At 57.6% G+C, this 15,379-nt stretch carries 18 protein-coding genes and 1 riboswitch; of the genes, 9 read left to right on the top strand and 9 right to left on the bottom strand.

Going from position 1 to position 15,379, the window contains the following annotated elements:
- The first annotated feature begins 11 nt into the window (after positions 1–11).
- On the top strand, positions 12–1,526 hold the full coding sequence (locus CCGE525_RS30250) for an oligosaccharide flippase family protein (protein ID WP_120707902.1): 1,515 nt from the start codon (positions 12–14) through the stop codon (positions 1,524–1,526).
- A 71-nt stretch (positions 1,527–1,597) separates the two neighbouring features.
- Here CCGE525_RS30250 and CCGE525_RS39930 read toward each other — a convergent pair whose 3' ends face one another.
- Positions 1,598–1,864, bottom strand: a complete 267-nt coding sequence (locus CCGE525_RS39930) for a GCG_CRPN prefix-to-repeats domain-containing protein (protein WP_120707901.1) — start codon at positions 1,862–1,864, stop codon at positions 1,598–1,600.
- A gap of 348 nt (positions 1,865–2,212) precedes the next feature.
- Positions 2,213–2,362, bottom strand: coding sequence for an SPOR domain-containing protein (locus CCGE525_RS30235; RefSeq protein WP_120707899.1), 150 nt, complete (start codon positions 2,360–2,362; stop codon positions 2,213–2,215).
- Between the two features lie 293 nt (positions 2,363–2,655).
- Here CCGE525_RS30235 and CCGE525_RS30230 point away from each other — a divergent pair, with 293 nt between their 5' ends.
- The 4 genes from CCGE525_RS30230 (at position 2,656) to CCGE525_RS30215 (ending at position 4,807) form a co-directional block, all read left to right on the top strand.
- The gene (locus tag CCGE525_RS30230) at positions 2,656–3,240 is read left to right on the top strand and encodes an alpha/beta fold hydrolase (protein WP_120707898.1); all 585 of its coding nucleotides are present in this window, start codon (positions 2,656–2,658) and stop codon (positions 3,238–3,240) included.
- Between the two features lie 173 nt (positions 3,241–3,413).
- Positions 3,414–3,869 carry a MarR family winged helix-turn-helix transcriptional regulator gene (locus tag CCGE525_RS30225; protein ID WP_120707897.1) on the top strand — a complete coding sequence of 152 codons (456 nt, stop codon included), beginning with the start codon at positions 3,414–3,416 and terminating at the stop codon, positions 3,867–3,869.
- A 37-nt stretch (positions 3,870–3,906) separates the two neighbouring features.
- Positions 3,907–4,473: an isochorismatase family protein gene (locus tag CCGE525_RS30220; protein WP_120707896.1), complete on the top strand. Its 567-nt coding sequence runs from the start codon at positions 3,907–3,909 to the stop codon at positions 4,471–4,473.
- Positions 4,474–4,477: 4 nt separating this feature from the next.
- The gene (locus CCGE525_RS30215; protein ID WP_425375924.1) at positions 4,478–4,807 is read left to right on the top strand and encodes a hypothetical protein; all 330 of its coding nucleotides are present in this window, start codon (positions 4,478–4,480) and stop codon (positions 4,805–4,807) included.
- Positions 4,808–4,840: 33 nt separating this feature from the next.
- Here CCGE525_RS30215 and ubiA read toward each other — a convergent pair whose 3' ends face one another.
- Complete coding sequence (ubiA, locus tag CCGE525_RS30210) at positions 4,841–5,755, bottom strand: 4-hydroxybenzoate octaprenyltransferase (protein ID WP_120707894.1); 915 nt, start codon at positions 5,753–5,755, stop codon at positions 4,841–4,843.
- A 315-nt stretch (positions 5,756–6,070) separates the two neighbouring features.
- Between ubiA and greA the strand changes: the two genes are divergently transcribed.
- The 3 genes from greA (at position 6,071) to CCGE525_RS30195 (ending at position 8,214) form a co-directional block, all read left to right on the top strand.
- Entirely contained in the window at positions 6,071–6,553 is a 483-nt protein-coding gene (gene greA / locus CCGE525_RS30205; protein WP_120708705.1) for a transcription elongation factor GreA, read from the top strand.
- Between the two features lie 144 nt (positions 6,554–6,697).
- A riboswitch (Fluoride riboswitch) is annotated at positions 6,698–6,758 on the top strand.
- Positions 6,759–6,872: 114 nt separating this feature from the next.
- A complete protein-coding gene (locus tag CCGE525_RS30200) occupies positions 6,873–8,036 on the top strand; it encodes a cation:proton antiporter (protein WP_120707893.1) in 1,164 nt (387 codons plus the stop codon).
- 1 nt (position 8,037) lies between these two features.
- The gene (locus CCGE525_RS30195; RefSeq protein ID WP_120707892.1) at positions 8,038–8,214 is read left to right on the top strand and encodes a universal stress protein; all 177 of its coding nucleotides are present in this window, start codon (positions 8,038–8,040) and stop codon (positions 8,212–8,214) included.
- A 100-nt stretch (positions 8,215–8,314) separates the two neighbouring features.
- On the opposite strand, the gene CCGE525_RS30190 is transcribed toward CCGE525_RS30195, so the two are convergent.
- Both CCGE525_RS30190 and CCGE525_RS30185 read right to left on the bottom strand, forming a co-directional pair.
- The gene (locus CCGE525_RS30190; protein WP_120707891.1) at positions 8,315–9,205 is read right to left on the bottom strand and encodes a universal stress protein; all 891 of its coding nucleotides are present in this window, start codon (positions 9,203–9,205) and stop codon (positions 8,315–8,317) included.
- Positions 9,206–9,256: 51 nt separating this feature from the next.
- Positions 9,257–9,454, bottom strand: a complete 198-nt coding sequence (locus CCGE525_RS30185) for a hypothetical protein (RefSeq protein WP_120707890.1) — start codon at positions 9,452–9,454, stop codon at positions 9,257–9,259.
- A gap of 319 nt (positions 9,455–9,773) precedes the next feature.
- Here CCGE525_RS30185 and CCGE525_RS30180 point away from each other — a divergent pair, with 319 nt between their 5' ends.
- Positions 9,774–10,511, top strand: coding sequence for a hypothetical protein (locus CCGE525_RS30180; RefSeq protein WP_120704177.1), 738 nt, complete (start codon positions 9,774–9,776; stop codon positions 10,509–10,511).
- 6 nt (positions 10,512–10,517) lie between these two features.
- Here the strand turns inward: CCGE525_RS30180 and CCGE525_RS30175 are convergent, their stop codons facing one another.
- The 4 genes from CCGE525_RS30175 to CCGE525_RS30150 all read right to left on the bottom strand — a co-directional run bounded on the left by CCGE525_RS30175 (position 10,518) and on the right by CCGE525_RS30150 (position 15,296).
- Positions 10,518–11,945, bottom strand: a complete 1,428-nt coding sequence (locus tag CCGE525_RS30175; protein WP_120704178.1) for an ISNCY family transposase — start codon at positions 11,943–11,945, stop codon at positions 10,518–10,520.
- A gap of 938 nt (positions 11,946–12,883) precedes the next feature.
- Positions 12,884–13,189 carry a hypothetical protein gene (locus CCGE525_RS38540; RefSeq protein ID WP_162950349.1) on the bottom strand — a complete coding sequence of 102 codons (306 nt, stop codon included), beginning with the start codon at positions 13,187–13,189 and terminating at the stop codon, positions 12,884–12,886.
- A 311-nt stretch (positions 13,190–13,500) separates the two neighbouring features.
- The gene (locus tag CCGE525_RS30160) at positions 13,501–14,115 is read right to left on the bottom strand and encodes an outer membrane protein (RefSeq protein WP_120708704.1); all 615 of its coding nucleotides are present in this window, start codon (positions 14,113–14,115) and stop codon (positions 13,501–13,503) included.
- A 425-nt stretch (positions 14,116–14,540) separates the two neighbouring features.
- Positions 14,541–15,296: an SDR family NAD(P)-dependent oxidoreductase gene (locus tag CCGE525_RS30150; protein WP_120707887.1), complete on the bottom strand. Its 756-nt coding sequence runs from the start codon at positions 15,294–15,296 to the stop codon at positions 14,541–14,543.
- Between the last annotated feature and the right edge of the window lie 83 nt (positions 15,297–15,379).

Here is a 15,379-nt window from a genome sequence, read left to right as displayed (position 1 = left end):
GAGCATTGACGATGCTTTCGCCCGTCGAAGACACAAATATCGAGAGCCGCCGGAATCGAGCGGAATCCATCTCGGCCGGCACGCGTCGGCCAATCCCGGCGATCATCTCCGGCGGAACTTGGATCGTTACGGCGAAGATCGTTTCGCTGATGTCCCAGATCGCGACGTTCTTCGTTGCTGCGCGCATGTTGAGGCCGGTGGAGTTCGGGTACTACGCCTTCGGTTCCGCCATTGCCATGCTGATCGTGGTGATGGCGGAAGGTGGGTGGGCGGAATTCATGATGAAGGCTGGTGACGAGGAGGATTGCTTCGACCAGGTCACCACCCTCTCGCTCTTCAGTGGCTGCTTATTTACCGCTACCGGAGCGATTGCGGCCGCCGTCCTCTACGCCTTCAGCGGCGATGAATCGCAAAGCGCGCTTCTTGCTCTGTTCAGCTGCTGGATGTTGCCTGCCGCGCTGACCGCGGCTTACGATGGAGCGCTCGTCGCTTATGGCCGCCTGGGTCCACGTGCGATCGTCAGGATCGCAGGGGAGGCGTCGGGTCTGATCGCCGCAGTGGCGTTGCTCTACTTGCATGGGTATGCGTCGGCATTGGCGGCGGCCAAAATAGTTTGCCAGCTCGTTCTGCTCATCGGTTCGATCTATGCCGTGAAACGGCTACCGCGCCTGCGTTTGACGAAGCCCATGTTTGCCGAGGTCATGGCGTTTTCGCGCCAGATCGTCGGCAATCGCCTTGTCGTTTTCCTCGGGTCGTATTCGGGCACGCTCGTCGTCGGAAGTTTTCTCGGGATAGCGGACGCCGGGTTCTACCGTGCAGCCGAGCGCGTCGTCGCGGTTGTTTCAGAACTGCTGGGCGAGCCGGCCCGACAGTTGAGCTGGGTGGTTTTCCGGCGCGCCCATCTGCAGGCTGCTGCACCGGAGCGATCGGTCGGTCGCGCCGGCGTCCGGTTCCTTCTCACTCTCATCGCTCTCGCCGCGCCCATGTATCTCGGACTGGCGCAGATATCCGATGCTGTGGTGCGGCTGCTGCTTGGCGAGGTGTGGATGCCCGCTGCTGCCATAATCCCTTTCCTCTGCCTGCGGCAGTTGCTGCTTTCGCCGGGTTACATCAATGAGGCGTCGCTGTCCGTCGTTGGAAACATCCGGCATCGGCTTCCCGTTACGCTGCTGAACGTCGCCGTTTCGCTCGCGGTGGTTGTTATGGTCGCTCGGTTCGGATTAAGGGCACTGGCGATCGCACAATGCTTCACGGCGGCGTTCGCGCTGGCGACGGCCATCGGATTGCAGTCGAAGTTCGCGGGTGTAGATTGGCGGGAGATTTCGAAGGGGGCAACCCTGCTGATCGCGCCGTCCAGCCTCGCAATGCTTGTGACGGTGGGACTGGTCCGGCAGTATTTTTACGAGGATTGGCCGTGGCAGACCGTTGTAGCCCTTCAGATTGGTGCGGGCGCTCTCGTCTATGCCACCGTCCTGCTGGTCGCGGTTGGACTATGCAGGCGCCTGCATTGGCTGGCGCTGGAATAGTGAGGGCAAGTCAAGATTACGCCCTCTTTGCAAATGGGTCGGTCAATCAACCGACCCAGCGAGGCTGAGCCTCAATAGTAACGCCAGCCCCCGCGATGATATTCACGATGCACCCAGTAGCGGTGGCCATCCCAGTAGCCATGTCCGTGATAATAAACGCCTACCCTCGGACCTCCAGGCACGACAACAACAGCGCCGCCTGGTGCGGGGTTCGGACGGCAGTAGCCATAGGGACCGCGATGAAATCCAGCACCACATCCCTGAGCCGCGTCAGCGGTAGAAACAATTGCGGTTAGCGCCGCCACGGAAGTGAAGGCTACGATAAGCAGCTTTTTCATGATGTCCTCTTTCTAAAATCATCAGGGACACTCCTCGCATCCCGAACGTATCCTTAACGCGAATTCCTGCCATTTTTATCATTCGAAATGAAAATTTTTTCGAATAGCTCTGCGAGCGCACCCGCGATTGGACAAGAGCGGCCTTTGGAAGATGGCTCCCATCCAGGCATCTGAAACAAATGCCTCCTTGTCAGATAGCTTCCATTGGCTACAGCATTACGACGAATGGACGCAATTTTGCCCCGCCATCTTCAAGAGTGGCGGCCAATGCTGTTTCAGATGGGTTCTCGACGGCAGAAAGAGCGTCTTGCATGTGCCCCCGCTTGGCTCGTCTTTCAATGAACGCGGCTAATGGTGCTTAAAATACTGCACCTCGCGCTCATGCTTCTCAGCTTCCGCGCGTGATTTGAACGTGCCGAGATTTCTGCGTTTGAGAGTCTTCGGATCGACCTTGCGCGTGTAGAGGCGGTACTCACCAGACTTCAGCTTGCGGATCATGGCAACCTCCTATGCAGACCATAACCCTTATCCACGAATGACGGTTCCGCCATGACTGCGGGATATTGGCCGACGAATGAGCGCAACTGCCGAGCGCTTTTTCCGGGGGAGTGGACAGCGAGCTGGATCCTGTCTGCCTTTGCACTATTGTTAGTCGGACGAAGTGGCGGCCCCGCCTCACTCGTCAACACGAGAAAAGCATCGGCAGCAGGCCTGGCGAAGGGCGACGCTGAGCAGGGTCTGAACGCGATTGGCGGCGTGAAGGCGTCTGACGCGGATGGGGAGATCACGCTATGCCGAGACAAATACTCTTCATTCAAGGTGCGGGAGCCACAGCGCACGACGAATGGGACGTTAAACTGGTCCAGAGCCTTGAGCGTGAACTCGGCCGAGACTACTCCATCCGATATCCAAGAATGCCTGATGCGGACGATCCACGCTATCAGACCTGGAAGGCAGCACTGCTGCATGAATTCGATGTCCTCGAGGATGGTGCCATCCTTGTCGGTCATTCCATCGGTGGAACCGTTCTCATCCACGTACTTGCTGACAAGCGCCCGAAATTCAGGCCCGGCGCCCTCATTCTTATCTCGACGCCGTTTATCGGCGAGGGCGGGTGGCCGAGCGACGACATCATAGCACGCACCAACTTTTCTCAACGTCTGCCTGTCGGGCTGCCCGTACTCATCTATCATGGGAGCGAAGACGAAACCGTTCCATTCGCGCACGCCGAGCTTTATGCCAAGGCTATCCCACAAGCGGTCGTCCGCTCTCTCCCACACCGCGATCATCAGCTAAACAACGATCTGAGCGAGGTTGCTCAGGATATTCTTAAGGGTCCACCATTTCCGCAAACAGCCGATCGCGGAAGCCCTTGACCTCTCGCTGTTTGAGCGCGCCGGAGAGATCGGCGAGGTAATATTTCGCGGTCGATTTCATGGCGTGGTTGCAGGGCCGCATTAGCCTGCTGGTCGCACACTCTCTCGCCGGATCGACCGTCTGTGTGAAGTTTACCTTTGTAGGTCAGCTTCGTATCTGATAAGTGTTTTGCATGATCGATAAGCCCGCAGTCGCTGAACCACCACTTGCTTCAACCGTTGCAGAAGAGCTGCGGGCGTTCGCGAGCAAGCTAAAGCGAAAGCTCCGTGAGCAGGGCCATGCTGGAGACCTGACATCGAGCCAGGCATCAGCACTTGTTCGACTGGAAAAGGAAGGCCCGATGACTACCTCGGCGCTCGCGCGCTCTGAGGGCATGCGTCCACAGTCGATGGGCGCGCTTCTTGCCGCACTGGAGTCGTCAGGGCTTGTTGCGGGAATACCCGATCCCTCGGACGGTCGTCAGACAATCCTTTCACTGACAGACAAGTGCCGCCTGCTGATCCAGGAGGGCAGGGCGGCCCGTCAGGATTGGCTCGCAAGAACTATCGAGGCCAAGCTATCGGCCGCAGAGCACAAACAGGTCTTATCGGCAATCGCCATTTTGGCGCGATTGATAGCCGACGAATGACGCCGATTTTGAACTCGCCGATATATTAGGAGGCCCAATGGCGCTGACCACGCTCGATCGAAAAACCGCACTGATCGTTGTCGATCTTCAAAAAGGGATCATTGATGCGCCGTTCATAGAGCCGATCGTTCCTGTCATCGATCGCTCTGCGACGCTCCTTCGTGCATTTCGCAAACGCAATCTCCCGGTGATTCTCGTCAATGCGGCCGGCGGCGCGCCCGGCCGTACGGAGCAGCCAAGGCGGCATACAGAACCGCTTCCGGTAGGATTCACGGACTTCATCCCGCAAATCGATCAGCAGCCCACAGATATCGTCGTGACCAAACGCAGCTGGGGAGCATTCGCGACGACCGATCTTGATTATCGGTTGAAGTTTCTGGATGTGACGCAGGTCGTGATCATTGGCGTAGCGACCGGCACCGGCGTCGAGGCGACCGCACGTCAAGCCTACGAGGCAGGTTTCAATGTCGCTTTGGTGGTCGATGCCATGACAGACACGCGCCCTGAGGCGCACGAATACAGCATCCGCAATATATTCCCCCGGCTTGGCGAAACCGCTACAACCGAGGACATTATCAACGAGCTTGGGAAGCGGGACGTATAGAATGTTGAATTGGCTTCATTATTTTCTTTTGTTTGGCGGGGGCGTTTTCCTGATGAATGCGGTTCCTCACCTGGTCAGCGGGGTCCTCGGCAGGCCCTTTCAGTCACCGTTCGCCCAGCCACGCGGGGAAGGGCTATCGTCATCGACCGTGAATGTCCTGTGGGGTTTTGCGAATCTCGTGCTGGCATACCTGCTGCTGGTCCGGTTCGGTGCATTTCATTGGGACGACGGCGTCGATGCCCTTGTCATCGGTCTCGGCGCGTTCGCGATATCGTTGTTCGCTGCCCGTCACTTCGGCAGGTTCCACGGCGGGAATACACTGGAACGGCAATGACGACGACTTGCCAATGTGGCAGCTTTGAATTTCTCACAACGTGCCAACGAAAGCTGCGCCTGCAAGCAGCGCCCCGGTCAGAATATTCGCTAGGAACAGCCGGAAATTGACATCTGGACGAGCAAGGTCAATCCGTCCTGTCTGCCAGGCAAGATGTGCGGCGATCACCAGCATTCCAATCGCGTAGGGGAGCGACATGCCCAACATCCACCCTCCAACGGACCACGCCCCGACCGCCAGCGCGTAGAACAAACCGATGCAGGCCTTTCCGCGCTGGCCAAACAGGATCGCCGTCGATTTCAGGCCGAGGCGGGTGTCATCTTTTGTGTCGACATAGGCATAAACGGTGTCGTAACCAATCTGCCATGCGACAGCTCCGAGCCACAAGAGGACAACGCCGGCCGGGATATGTCCTGTAACCTCGGCCCATGCCATCAGCATTCCCCAGTTGAATGCCGCGCCCAGAACGGCTTGGGGCCAATATGTGAAGCGCTTGCAAAATGGATATAGGAATACGAGCGGCAGAACGCATATCGCGATCAAACGCGCATAGGGCGTCAGGAAAAATAGAAGCGAAGCTGCCAGTGCCAGCTGCATGATCAGAAAGGCAAGGGCTTGCGGCACGCCGATCTGTCCGCTTGCCAAGGGTCGAAAGCGTGTCCGCTCGACGTGACCGTCAAATTTGCGATCCGCAATGTCGTTGACGGTGGAGCCCGCGCTTCTCATCAGCAAGGCGCCAAGAGAGAAGATTGCGAGTTGCCGAAGGTCCGGAAAGCCATGCGACGCTTGGACAAGCGCAGCCCAGCAGGGGAAAAGCGTAAGCCATATCCCCACCGGACGGTCCAGCCGCGCCAGACGCGCGTAGGGCCGCCACGCTGCGGGCAATCGGCTATCCACCCAGTCGCCTCGGTGAATGTCGCTCAGGTCCGGGCGGCTAAAACTGCTCATCGTCATATCCAACCACTGCCTCGCAAATAGCCGATATTTAATTCGGCTTTGCGCCTGATTTTCGCATCACGGCAGCATAGAGGTTCCTGCAATCGTCGCAATGATCGCCGTTGACGCACTCCAGAAATGAGGGCTCTTCCGTCGGCGACGCGCGCCGGTAAGTGACCATCCGTCATAAATCTGTCGTCGTTCGCCTAAGATTGAGGTATCGTAGCCGCCTGTGACCATCAGAAAAATCGAATGGAATTAATCTGCGCCGGTGACAGCCACCGACGTGTCGATAGCGGCTCGCTTGCCGTCAAAACGGAGTTCGAAATGAGCACTGCGTTCGTTAAGGAAGAAAGTGCCGAAACAGCTTCGGAAACTTTGCTGCCCGACCGTGCAATTTCACCTCACCCGAACCTCGTTACGGAGGCGGGACTGGAAGCGCTGGAATTGCAGCTCCAAAAAGCGCGCGAAGCCTACGATGCCGCAAGTGCGATCGAAGACGTGAATGAACGACGGCGACAAGCGGCAATTCCCTTGCGGGACACGCGATATTTTTCGGCAAGAGTTCGCACAGCGCAGGTAATCCCCAGCCCAACGTCATTTGACATCGTTGCTTTTGGAAGCACGGTAACCTTCAGCCGCAGCGACGGACGCGTGCAGACCTATCGCATTGTGGGAGAGGATGAAGCCGATCCGAAGGCCGGATCAATCTCCTTCGTATCCCCAGTGGCGAAGTCTCTATTGGGTAAAGCGATTGGGGATGAAATCAGCATAGGTGATCAAGAACTTGAGATCATCGCGATCTCCTAGCGCGCCTGACGTCAAAGCAAAAATGTGGATTGATGTTGGCCTGATCGCGATGTGGGTGGCGTGGAAGCAGGTTGCATAGAGGCTCCCCGCAGGGGCGAGCCCTTGCTGCGTTCACTTGCGGGTTCACGCCGCAGCGCTATAATATAACCCGATGGGGATGGAGTTCCCCGAAATTGCTCGATGAGCTGATGACTCCTGCCGTATGGAATGACGGCAGGAGCGTCTTTGGACGGGACCCGAACGGGAAACGTCTGTTCCGCCAATTTCCATGCATACGATTAGACCCGTAGCCGGCTTGAGAAGCCGGGGGAGGCGTGTGATGGAGAATGTTTGGCTGATTTCCGCCGTCTGGCTCGGACTGGCGCTTCTTGCTTCGATCATCTCGATCCGTGTGGCGATGTCTGTCGCCCTTGTCGAAATCATCGTCGGCGCGATCGCCGGTAACACGGTCGGATTGCACCTTACCGACTGGGTGAACTTCCTCGCCGGCTTCGGCGCAATCCTGCTCACCTTCCTGGCCGGAACCGAGATCGACAAAAGTGTCATCCGCAAACATTTCTGGTCGAGCATGTCGATCGGCATCATTGGCTTCGCTGCTCCCTATGTCGCGGTTCTCTTCTACGCCCTGTATGGCATCGGTTGGACTTGGCCGCAGTCACAGATCGCCGGTATCTCGCTATCGACGACCTCGGTCGCCGTCGTCTATGCGGTGATGATCGAAACCGGCTTCAACAAGACCGAAATCGGCAAGATCATCCTCGCCGCCTGCTTCATCAACGATCTTGGCACGGTGCTCGCTCTCGGCGTTGTCTTCGCCAATTTCGACTACTCGCTAGCGCTGTTCGGAGCAGTGACGGCCGCCGCCCTTTGGATGCTGCCGCGTTTCGCGCCCTGGTTCTTCGGAAAGGTTGGCCATCGTGTCAGCGAGCCGGAGACCAAATTCGTCTCCCTGGTGTTGCTTGGACTGGGCGGCATGGCGATGGTCGCTGGCAGCGAGGCGGTGCTGCCGGCCTATTTGGTCGGCATGGCGCTCGCACCCGCCTTCCTTACCGATCCGGAACTGCCGCACCGCATGCGTATCATCGCTTTCACCATCCTAACGCCGTTTTATTTCCTGAAGGCCGGGTCGCTGGTCGATTTCCACGCGGTTGCAACCGCTGCCGGGCTGATCGTCGTTTTCCTTGCGGTGAAGATGGCGACCAAGTTCGTCGGTATCCTTCCGCTGACGCGGGCGTTCCGGTTCGAGGCGCGCGAGGGGATGTACACGACCTTGCTGATGTCAACCGGGCTGACCTTCGGAACGATCTCGGCACTCTTCGGATTGACCAATCACATCATCGACCAGCAACAGTATACGATCCTGGTGACTGCGGTGATCGGGAGCGCGGTGGTGCCGACGCTGATCGCGCAGCGCTGGTTCCAGCCCGCCTTCAAACCGATCGATGAAACGACCCATCCGGCGCTGGTTGAAGGGAAGGGGTGACATGTTCGACAAGATCCTGATCGATCGACAGCGGTTCGATCTTCTGATCATCGGTTATATGGGCCACTCCGCCCTCCACAACCACCTGATCGGCAGCATCACTGACAGGCTGGTGGAGCTGGCACCCTGCCAATTCTCGTCGTCAAATGATTGCCATGCCAGACCAGCGTGGCGCTAAAGCGCATCGCGATCTTTCAGATTCGCTCCTTGCGCTTTAGGCTCTTCATTTTGTGCATGTCGTTGTCGCGAAACCGCTGCGCACTTTTGCGCGACATGGTCTAATGCTTCAGCATCAAGGGAAGGGTAGCGTGCGATAGAAGAAACCGAGTGACACGGCCGAGAAGCACTTCCAATAGATATCCGTGCTTGAACGCGCCGATCAGGAGACAGGTTGCGTTTTCGGACGCCGCGAAGTCCAGGATCGTATCTCCAACCGAACGACCATCCGAACTGACGGCGACGACGTCGCCTTCGAGTTCGAGCTGATGCAATAGTTCTCTGGCCGTGAACTGGTAGCTGCCATCCGGTTTGTCGTTGACGCAAAGCACCGTGACGCGGGTGGCGGCTGCCAGCCAGCGTCTCGCGGCGACCACCGCTCGCTGCGCGTTATCGTGTGGTTTCCAGCCGATTACCACGTGCCCCAGAAGGTTCCTGGCGTAGGGACCACGAGGCGGCACCAGCACCAGTTTGTGTTCGTTGAACAGAAGGTCGTGAAACGCGTCGCGGGCGTCCATGTTGCCATGGCACGGGGCGACGACGAGCGCGGTCTCATGGCACTCACTCGGGACGCAGCGATTGAGTTCGCCACTGCAATCGTCAAGGGAGAGGTCGTTGCGATCGGAGCTATCGCTCTTCCACTCCTTGAAGGCCCGCGTCACGCGATTGAGCCGCTCATGCGGCGAGCCTTCGTTCATGTCCCTCAGGATCTGCAGGTCGATTTCCTCGGGCGCGACGATCATGCGTTCCGGATCGGCCCCGACATGGGCGGCGGCCATCGTACCGTGGACGGCGCGCGCGGCATCCTCGGCGACGTCGAGGCAAAGCCGCGCGGTCGCCGGGTCGGGCAGCAAGGCGAGGACGTCGGCATTGATGGTCGCCAGATGCACCTCGTCGGAAAGGATGACGCCCGCCTGTTTCGACGGGTTGTCGTTCGAAGGCGCGTTATTCATCTCGGACCTCCCCAGCGATGCTCCCGCACCACTTCCGGTCCCTCTGCCTGCTCATTCTTGAGGAGCAGGCTCAATGCGCCGCTTCATTGAAAGGGCCGGATTGAATAGTACTCCCGCACCCCATGCCGGGCAACGCCGCAAGCCTGCCAGAACATGCGCTGCCGACACCATCGCCATCCGGCCGTCGATCACCTTCGACAAAACCTCAATCCGCTGCAGATCGCGCCCGCTCATCGCAATCAATCCCATCCGCAAGTCTCCCACGTCATCAAAACGCGGGGAGAGTGACATCCAACCTTGCAGAAACAGGACACTTCATCCTTGAACCCACCCGGCTACAAGCAATGTCAAAGCTGATTAGAGGCGCGACGTTGTCAGCCGGTTAGAAACGCGACATTGGCTCTAGCGATCAGCCCCCGACCGAACCGGCTCATCCGGTTGCAAGGGAAGGGAGGGGGCGGGTGATAACATTCCCCTTCGGCTTTAGCTTTCTCACTGGCAATTGATCTTTTGCCGCTCGATACTCTCCGGCATCTGCATGGCGCAGGGTAGGGATCAAAGTGGCACGATGCTTCCGGAAATCAAACTGCAGGGTGACGTCAATATCACCGCGCTGTCACCACTTCTTCGCGGTATGCTTTTGTCTGTTGCCTATGCTGACGGTGAGGGTGGCATAGGATTGACGGCGACCGGCGCCATGAACCGCAAGTTCGTGCATTGGGCCGCTGTGCACTTCCTCTGGCCAGGGTTCACAGCCGAAGACCTCTACAGCATGAACAAGGTGCTGAACGAAAGCGACATGCCGCCGCTCTGGGTCGTGCGCGATATGACACGTCATCTGAAACTTCTTCGCCGGAAAAAGGATGTGCTGCTGCTAACCAGACGCGGACGGGAGTTTCTGGTGAACCCACAAGCCTTCTTCGATCTGGTCGCCACAGATTATCTCTATTCCTATGTCCATGCCACCGAGCGAGAAGAAGAAGTCCGGGCGCGATTAAGGTGGTGGCGCATGTTCCTCAATCTTCTCAATATCAAGGCCAGAGAAGGTTGCACGCCAATGGACGTTGTAAAGATCCTCTATCCGGACTTCGCGTCTCTGTCGGACACGGAGATAACCCTAGAAGCCTGGCAGTTGAAATCCGAGCTCCAATATGGCGTCTTTCGACGCTTGTGCTGGCTCGGCTTGCTCTATGAGGCCCGAGAGGGGCTCACGGTTCTGCAGGGCGGATCCTTCCACAAGACGCCACTTTGGGCAGCTTGCCTGCAGTTGGAATCGGACACGCAGAGCGACATCGGCGTGCATTGACGATCCCTATTCCGCCGCTGGCTGCCTCGATAGCGCTTTCTCTCGCCGCGCAATCACCGCCGGATCGTTCATGAAATCCGTCCTCCGACCGGGCTTGCGGCCACGTTTCTGATAACCGTTGCTTTGGCTGCCATCCGGTATTCCAAACATATGATCCGTCTGGCCGGCGCGGCTGGGACCACTCTTGCTGCGCTGCTGTTCCCGTCCAGCCTGCATCTCCGCGACGATCGACAGCATGTCGTCCAAACGCTTGTTCTCAACGACTGCCGAGCGATGCACCGATCGCAGCTTGTCGAAGGTTCTGTAGGGCAGGGTATAACTCTCATGCATGATCTCGAGGCGACCGTCCGGATAGTCACAGACGATGACCTTCTTACCCGCCAGCGCCGTTGCGCGCTCTGTCGGGTCGAGAATGAACAGCACCTTGTCGTAGCGCAGCGTCAGGGCCTGCGACAGCGTGCGGACTTCTTTGCGGCACATGGCCCCATCAAGGTTCTCATGATCGGCCAGTGACCGATGCATATCCTTCGGATTGCGTGGCGGCTTGCCGAACCGCTTATTGAAATCTGCCATGAATTCTGGCGCATAGGCGTTGGCTGCCGCGATTGTGTCAATGCCACGAAGCCGCAATTCCTTCACCAACCGGTCCTGCAGCGTCTGATTGGCCCGCTCTACGCGGCCTTTGGCCTGCGGGGTGTTGGCGCAAATAATGTCGATGTTCAGCTCATAAAGTGCCCGGCCAAACTGCGTCAACCCGCTCGTCCGGTCTTTCTCCGACGCCTGGGTTGAACGAAAGACACCGTGCTTGTCGCTGTAGAAAGCGAGCGGTTTGCCCCACTGCTGTAAATACGCCTTCGTCGCATGCAGGTAGTCGAATGTGTTCTCCGACCCGGCGAACCGTAGATGCAACAGCTTGCCGGTGGCGTCGTCGATGTAGACGAGCAGGGCGCATTTGGGGCCGCGATTCTCAAACCACCAGTGATGCGAGCCATCGATCTGCACCAGTTCGCCAAAGCAGTCGCGCCGGCCGCGTGGCTGGAAAACCCGCTTCTTGCGCTCACGACGCGAAACCCAGATGCCGGCCTCGGTCATCCATTGCCGCAGCGTCTCCTTGGCGACCGAGATCTGATGCACCTCGATCAGCTTCTCGCGCGCCAGCGTCGGACCGAAATCCGGATAGCGCTCGCGGATCAGATCCAGCGCCGCGTTGCGAAACTCCTCGCTGTGGCGCCGGTTGCTCGGCTGCAATCGCTTCTTCGAAACGAGGCCGGCTGGCCCATCCCGGTCATAGGCCTGTAGTAGCCGATGGACCTGACTTCGACTGAGGTCGAGCAGTTCGGCAGCCTGCACGACGCTCAGGCGTTCGTCACGGATCTTCTGGATGACTTCGAGGCGATGCAACTCTTTCTGCGACATGGTGATCAAACAGGACATGACGTCTCCAACCGCTCATGGTCTCGACCAGGCTTAGGGTCGTCATCCTTGCTCCCAACGTTGGCTTTAACCAGTGCGTCGAGAGGCGAGACTGTCGCATCTCTAACTGGCCCAACTGTCGCATTACTAAATAGCCGCTACAACCGAAAAGTTCATAACGCATCTTATGGAACTTAAACCCTTCGCGTATCTCAAACCGCTGTGGAAACGTGTAGGACGTCACACAAAATGTCCGAAAGTCAAAAAAATGTCCGAAGCCACGAAAAGTCGCGAATTCTAGGAACAAACCCCTAGCAACATACCGGCCGGTAGTTAATGCCTATAGCAACGCGCTACCCCAAAATTGCAATCGCTTCTGATTTCGTGACGCAAACTATGGGGGGTGAACGACGGAGCCATACACGGATGGTTGTAGTAATCATTCCGGATACGTGACGATACACCGCCCTATCCTCCGTCGACGATTTTCTAGCCTCTTAGCCACCTGGGCGTTTGCTTACTTCGCATTGACAGGCGCAGCAGAGCAGAGCATGCCGCGGAGGTCGTCGTGTTGACATCCGCAGAAGGCTTTCAGTTTTGGTCGTGGACGACCCCAACAATCTCTCCCCGTCGAGAGACGCTCACCAGGAGATCGTCACCGTCTCGATAGGCCTTAATCAGGTATCGCTCCCCAACGTCACGCACGTCCCTCACGCGGTAACCGCGGCGCTCAAGCAAACGAAGGGCATCGTTTGGTCCGAAGTTGGTCCAACCTGAACCCCACTCGTTTCGCATGTCGTGATGCTGGTTCCACCGCTGCAAGAATTCCGTTTCGCCCTGGTCGTCATCATCGTAACCGGGCCTGGGACCTTCGTGAATGACCACCTGCGCTCCTGCTGGCGCAACGGCTGAAACTGTCGTCATCAAGGCTGTGGCCATCATGGTTGCTATTCGTAACTTCATCGCTCGATCCTTTCTATCGCCCAATCAATAGGGGAGCTGTCGGCCGCGCGCCGCAGCCTCGTAACCTTGGCAACTTCTGTTTTGATCTGTGTGTTTTTTGATTGAGAAATGTTGCGCTCGCGGTCGGCGTTTCGGCCATAAGCTGGATCGTCCTCGGCAGCAGGCTGGTCGATTTGACTGTTGGCTGCCCTTGGACGGTGGCGTCCGTCAAAAAACTGTCTGCCAATGCGGCAACTACATCGCAGACGATGAATGCTTGGAGTAGAAATATCGCAAGTATGTTCGAAGGGACGCTCGCGCATTGCTGCGTTCCTCAACCGATTACCTGATCCGCCCCACGTATTTGCTCCCATCAGGCACACTAGGAAGTCGGGAGTGCCGCCACCATCCGAAATCGGTTTCGCGCGTTAAGCAGAATTTGCATTCAGATTCCAACTAAGCGTGTGGCCTTTGTCATCTTGGTGAATTTCACGAGACAACTGAGAGGATCGAGGTCCAGGTAGCTTGTGGCACCGCGGTTGCGCATCCCTCCAAAAGCCAATGAGCTGAGGCAGGGCCGCCTCAGCTCATCATGATCGTTTAGCTTGGAGGTCAGTACGATCTTGGCGGCCCCTCAGAACTTGTAGCTAGCGCCGACAAGTACCTTCTGCTGGGTCGCTCCGAAGTCGCCGATGGCCGACCCGAAGTCCTTCTTTCCGAAATCGGAGTAGCGATATTCCCCGCGAACGATGATATTGTCGGTAAAGGCGTGCTCGATGCCGCCGCCTGCCGTCCAGCCGATCAGGATATCGTCCTTCTTCCCGACGCCAGATGCATCGACCTTGCCGCCAGCGGCTGCCACACCGGCGGTCGCAAAGAACAACGTGCGATCGAGTGCATAACCAACACGGGCGCGACCTGAAGCATCCCAATCGAGGTTCGCCTCGTTCTTGTCCCCGAAGTTGTAATTGAAGTCGTTCTCTATACCGTAGACGATGTTGCCGGTCTGGAAATTATATCCGGCATGTACGCCGCTTATGCCGTTATCTAGCTTGTGATCGCTGCCTAGAACACTCCCCTTGTTCCAGGCGTAGCCACCTTGCGCACCGAGATAGAAGCCGGACCAGTTGTAGGCGGAGTAACTCTGCTCGGCCGCGGGCGTAGTCTGCTCATAGGTGAGATCGGCGGCAAATGCTGGTGCCGCCATTGAGGACGCCAGCGCGAGAACGATGAATGATTTAATCTGCATGGAAAACTGCCTCGTCTTTGTTGCATGAACGAGAGGGCGTTCGCGTGTCGCATCGGCCCGGCTCATGACGCCACTATGCCGGGCGCAATGTTGTGCAGGGTTCTTTGATGTTGAGTTATGTTGCGAGGAGAGGATCGAGCCGCCGAGCGGTATCGTTAAAGATTGCCGGCAGATACGATTGAGGTCGGCTCCTTGCCAAATTCCACAAAGGCTCCATGCAAAAGTGGAGTTTCCCAAAGGAAAGGACGCCCCCAGAAAAGCGTCATTGGCCGTTCTCGTTCTTGCACTAAAGTTATTTCACAAAGCGTGCCATAATATTGAAATGCTCGCTTATGTCGGAAACGCTTCAGTGGCACCTCTTCGAAGTCGGGGACGTCTTCCGCGCCTTCAGCCCGTTACTCGACACGCAGAACCGATAACGTTGTTCAATGCGCCGTGTAAGCGCCGTCTACCAGATGGCAGCTTCCGGTGATGAAGCTTGCTTGTTCGGACAGAAGAAAACACACGAGAGCCGCCACTTCCTCAGGATTTCCGCGTCTGCCCATGGGCTGGAGCGCTTCCATACGTCGGCTGCTGGTTGCTTCCAAATGCTCCGACAAAAGCGGCGTTTGGATCCAACCAGGGCCGACAGCATTGATGCGGATGCCCATTCGCGCATATTCGATTGCGGCAGCCTTCGTCAGTCCGACAACGCCATGTTTTGCCGCCGTGTACGCCGATGCAAGGGGCAATCCAACCGAACCGAGAATGGAAGATATGTTGACGATAGCGCCGCCGCCGCCCGGCAGCATGGCGGCGATCTCGTATTTCATACAATAAAAGGCACCGTCCAGATTGACGCTCATCAACTTACGCCACTGGTCGAGCGGGTAGTCCCCGGTTGCCTTTCGCACACCGTCGAGCCCTGCGTTATTCACCGCCAGATGCAGGCCACCATAGGTTTGAACGGCGAAATCGATCAACCGCTTTACGGCTTCTGCATCGGAAACGTCGACTGTAAAGGCACAAGCCTTGCCTCCCTGCGCGCAGATATCGTCGGCGACGCGACGTGCTCCATCGGCGTCAAGATCGGCAACGACAACCTTAGTCCCCTCGCTGCCGAGTTGAAGGGAAATAGCGGCTCCGATCCCAGAGCCCGCCCCCGTCACAACCGCGACTTTTCCGTCGAGGCCAAGCTTCATAATATCCCCCCTTCTTCAGTTAGTGCTAATCGAGCAGAGGCCGAGGGTTGATGCAAGTGGTTTCATCGGCGATACACAACCAC

The organism is Rhizobium jaguaris, assembly GCF_003627755.1.
Lineage (GTDB): Bacteria > Pseudomonadota > Alphaproteobacteria > Rhizobiales > Rhizobiaceae > Rhizobium > Rhizobium jaguaris.
The sequence above is the reverse complement of the archived record's forward strand: the minus strand, read 5'-3'. Positions and strand labels throughout refer to the sequence as shown.

Bases quoted from the DNA above. Each gene is read 5' to 3' on its own strand.
- CCGE525_RS38540 (WP_162950349.1), bottom strand. From the start codon at position 13,189: ATGCGCGAGCGTCCCTTCGAACATACTTGCGATATTTCTACTCCAAGC.
- CCGE525_RS30150 (WP_120707887.1), bottom strand. From the start codon at position 15,296: ATGAAGCTTGGCCTCGACGGAAAAGTCGCGGTTGTGACGGGGGCGGGC.
- CCGE525_RS30220 (WP_120707896.1), top strand. From the start codon at position 3,907: ATGGCGCTGACCACGCTCGATCGAAAAACCGCACTGATCGTTGTCGAT.
- CCGE525_RS30190 (WP_120707891.1), bottom strand. From the start codon at position 9,205: ATGAATAACGCGCCTTCGAACGACAACCCGTCGAAACAGGCGGGCGTC.
- CCGE525_RS30250 (WP_120707902.1), top strand. From the start codon at position 12: ATGCTTTCGCCCGTCGAAGACACAAATATCGAGAGCCGCCGGAATCGA.
- ubiA (WP_120707894.1), bottom strand. From the start codon at position 5,755: ATGAGCAGTTTTAGCCGCCCGGACCTGAGCGACATTCACCGAGGCGAC.
- greA (WP_120708705.1), top strand. From the start codon at position 6,071: ATGAGCACTGCGTTCGTTAAGGAAGAAAGTGCCGAAACAGCTTCGGAA.
- CCGE525_RS30200 (WP_120707893.1), top strand. From the start codon at position 6,873: ATGGAGAATGTTTGGCTGATTTCCGCCGTCTGGCTCGGACTGGCGCTT.
- CCGE525_RS30195 (WP_120707892.1), top strand. From the start codon at position 8,038: ATGTTCGACAAGATCCTGATCGATCGACAGCGGTTCGATCTTCTGATC.
- CCGE525_RS30185 (WP_120707890.1), bottom strand. From the start codon at position 9,454: ATGGGATTGATTGCGATGAGCGGGCGCGATCTGCAGCGGATTGAGGTT.
- CCGE525_RS39930 (WP_120707901.1), bottom strand. From the start codon at position 1,864: ATGAAAAAGCTGCTTATCGTAGCCTTCACTTCCGTGGCGGCGCTAACC.
- CCGE525_RS30235 (WP_120707899.1), bottom strand. From the start codon at position 2,362: ATGATCCGCAAGCTGAAGTCTGGTGAGTACCGCCTCTACACGCGCAAG.
- CCGE525_RS30160 (WP_120708704.1), bottom strand. From the start codon at position 14,115: ATGCAGATTAAATCATTCATCGTTCTCGCGCTGGCGTCCTCAATGGCG.
- CCGE525_RS30225 (WP_120707897.1), top strand. From the start codon at position 3,414: ATGATCGATAAGCCCGCAGTCGCTGAACCACCACTTGCTTCAACCGTT.
- CCGE525_RS30230 (WP_120707898.1), top strand. From the start codon at position 2,656: ATGCCGAGACAAATACTCTTCATTCAAGGTGCGGGAGCCACAGCGCAC.
- CCGE525_RS30180 (WP_120704177.1), top strand. From the start codon at position 9,774: ATGCTTCCGGAAATCAAACTGCAGGGTGACGTCAATATCACCGCGCTG.
- CCGE525_RS30175 (WP_120704178.1), bottom strand. From the start codon at position 11,945: ATGTCCTGTTTGATCACCATGTCGCAGAAAGAGTTGCATCGCCTCGAA.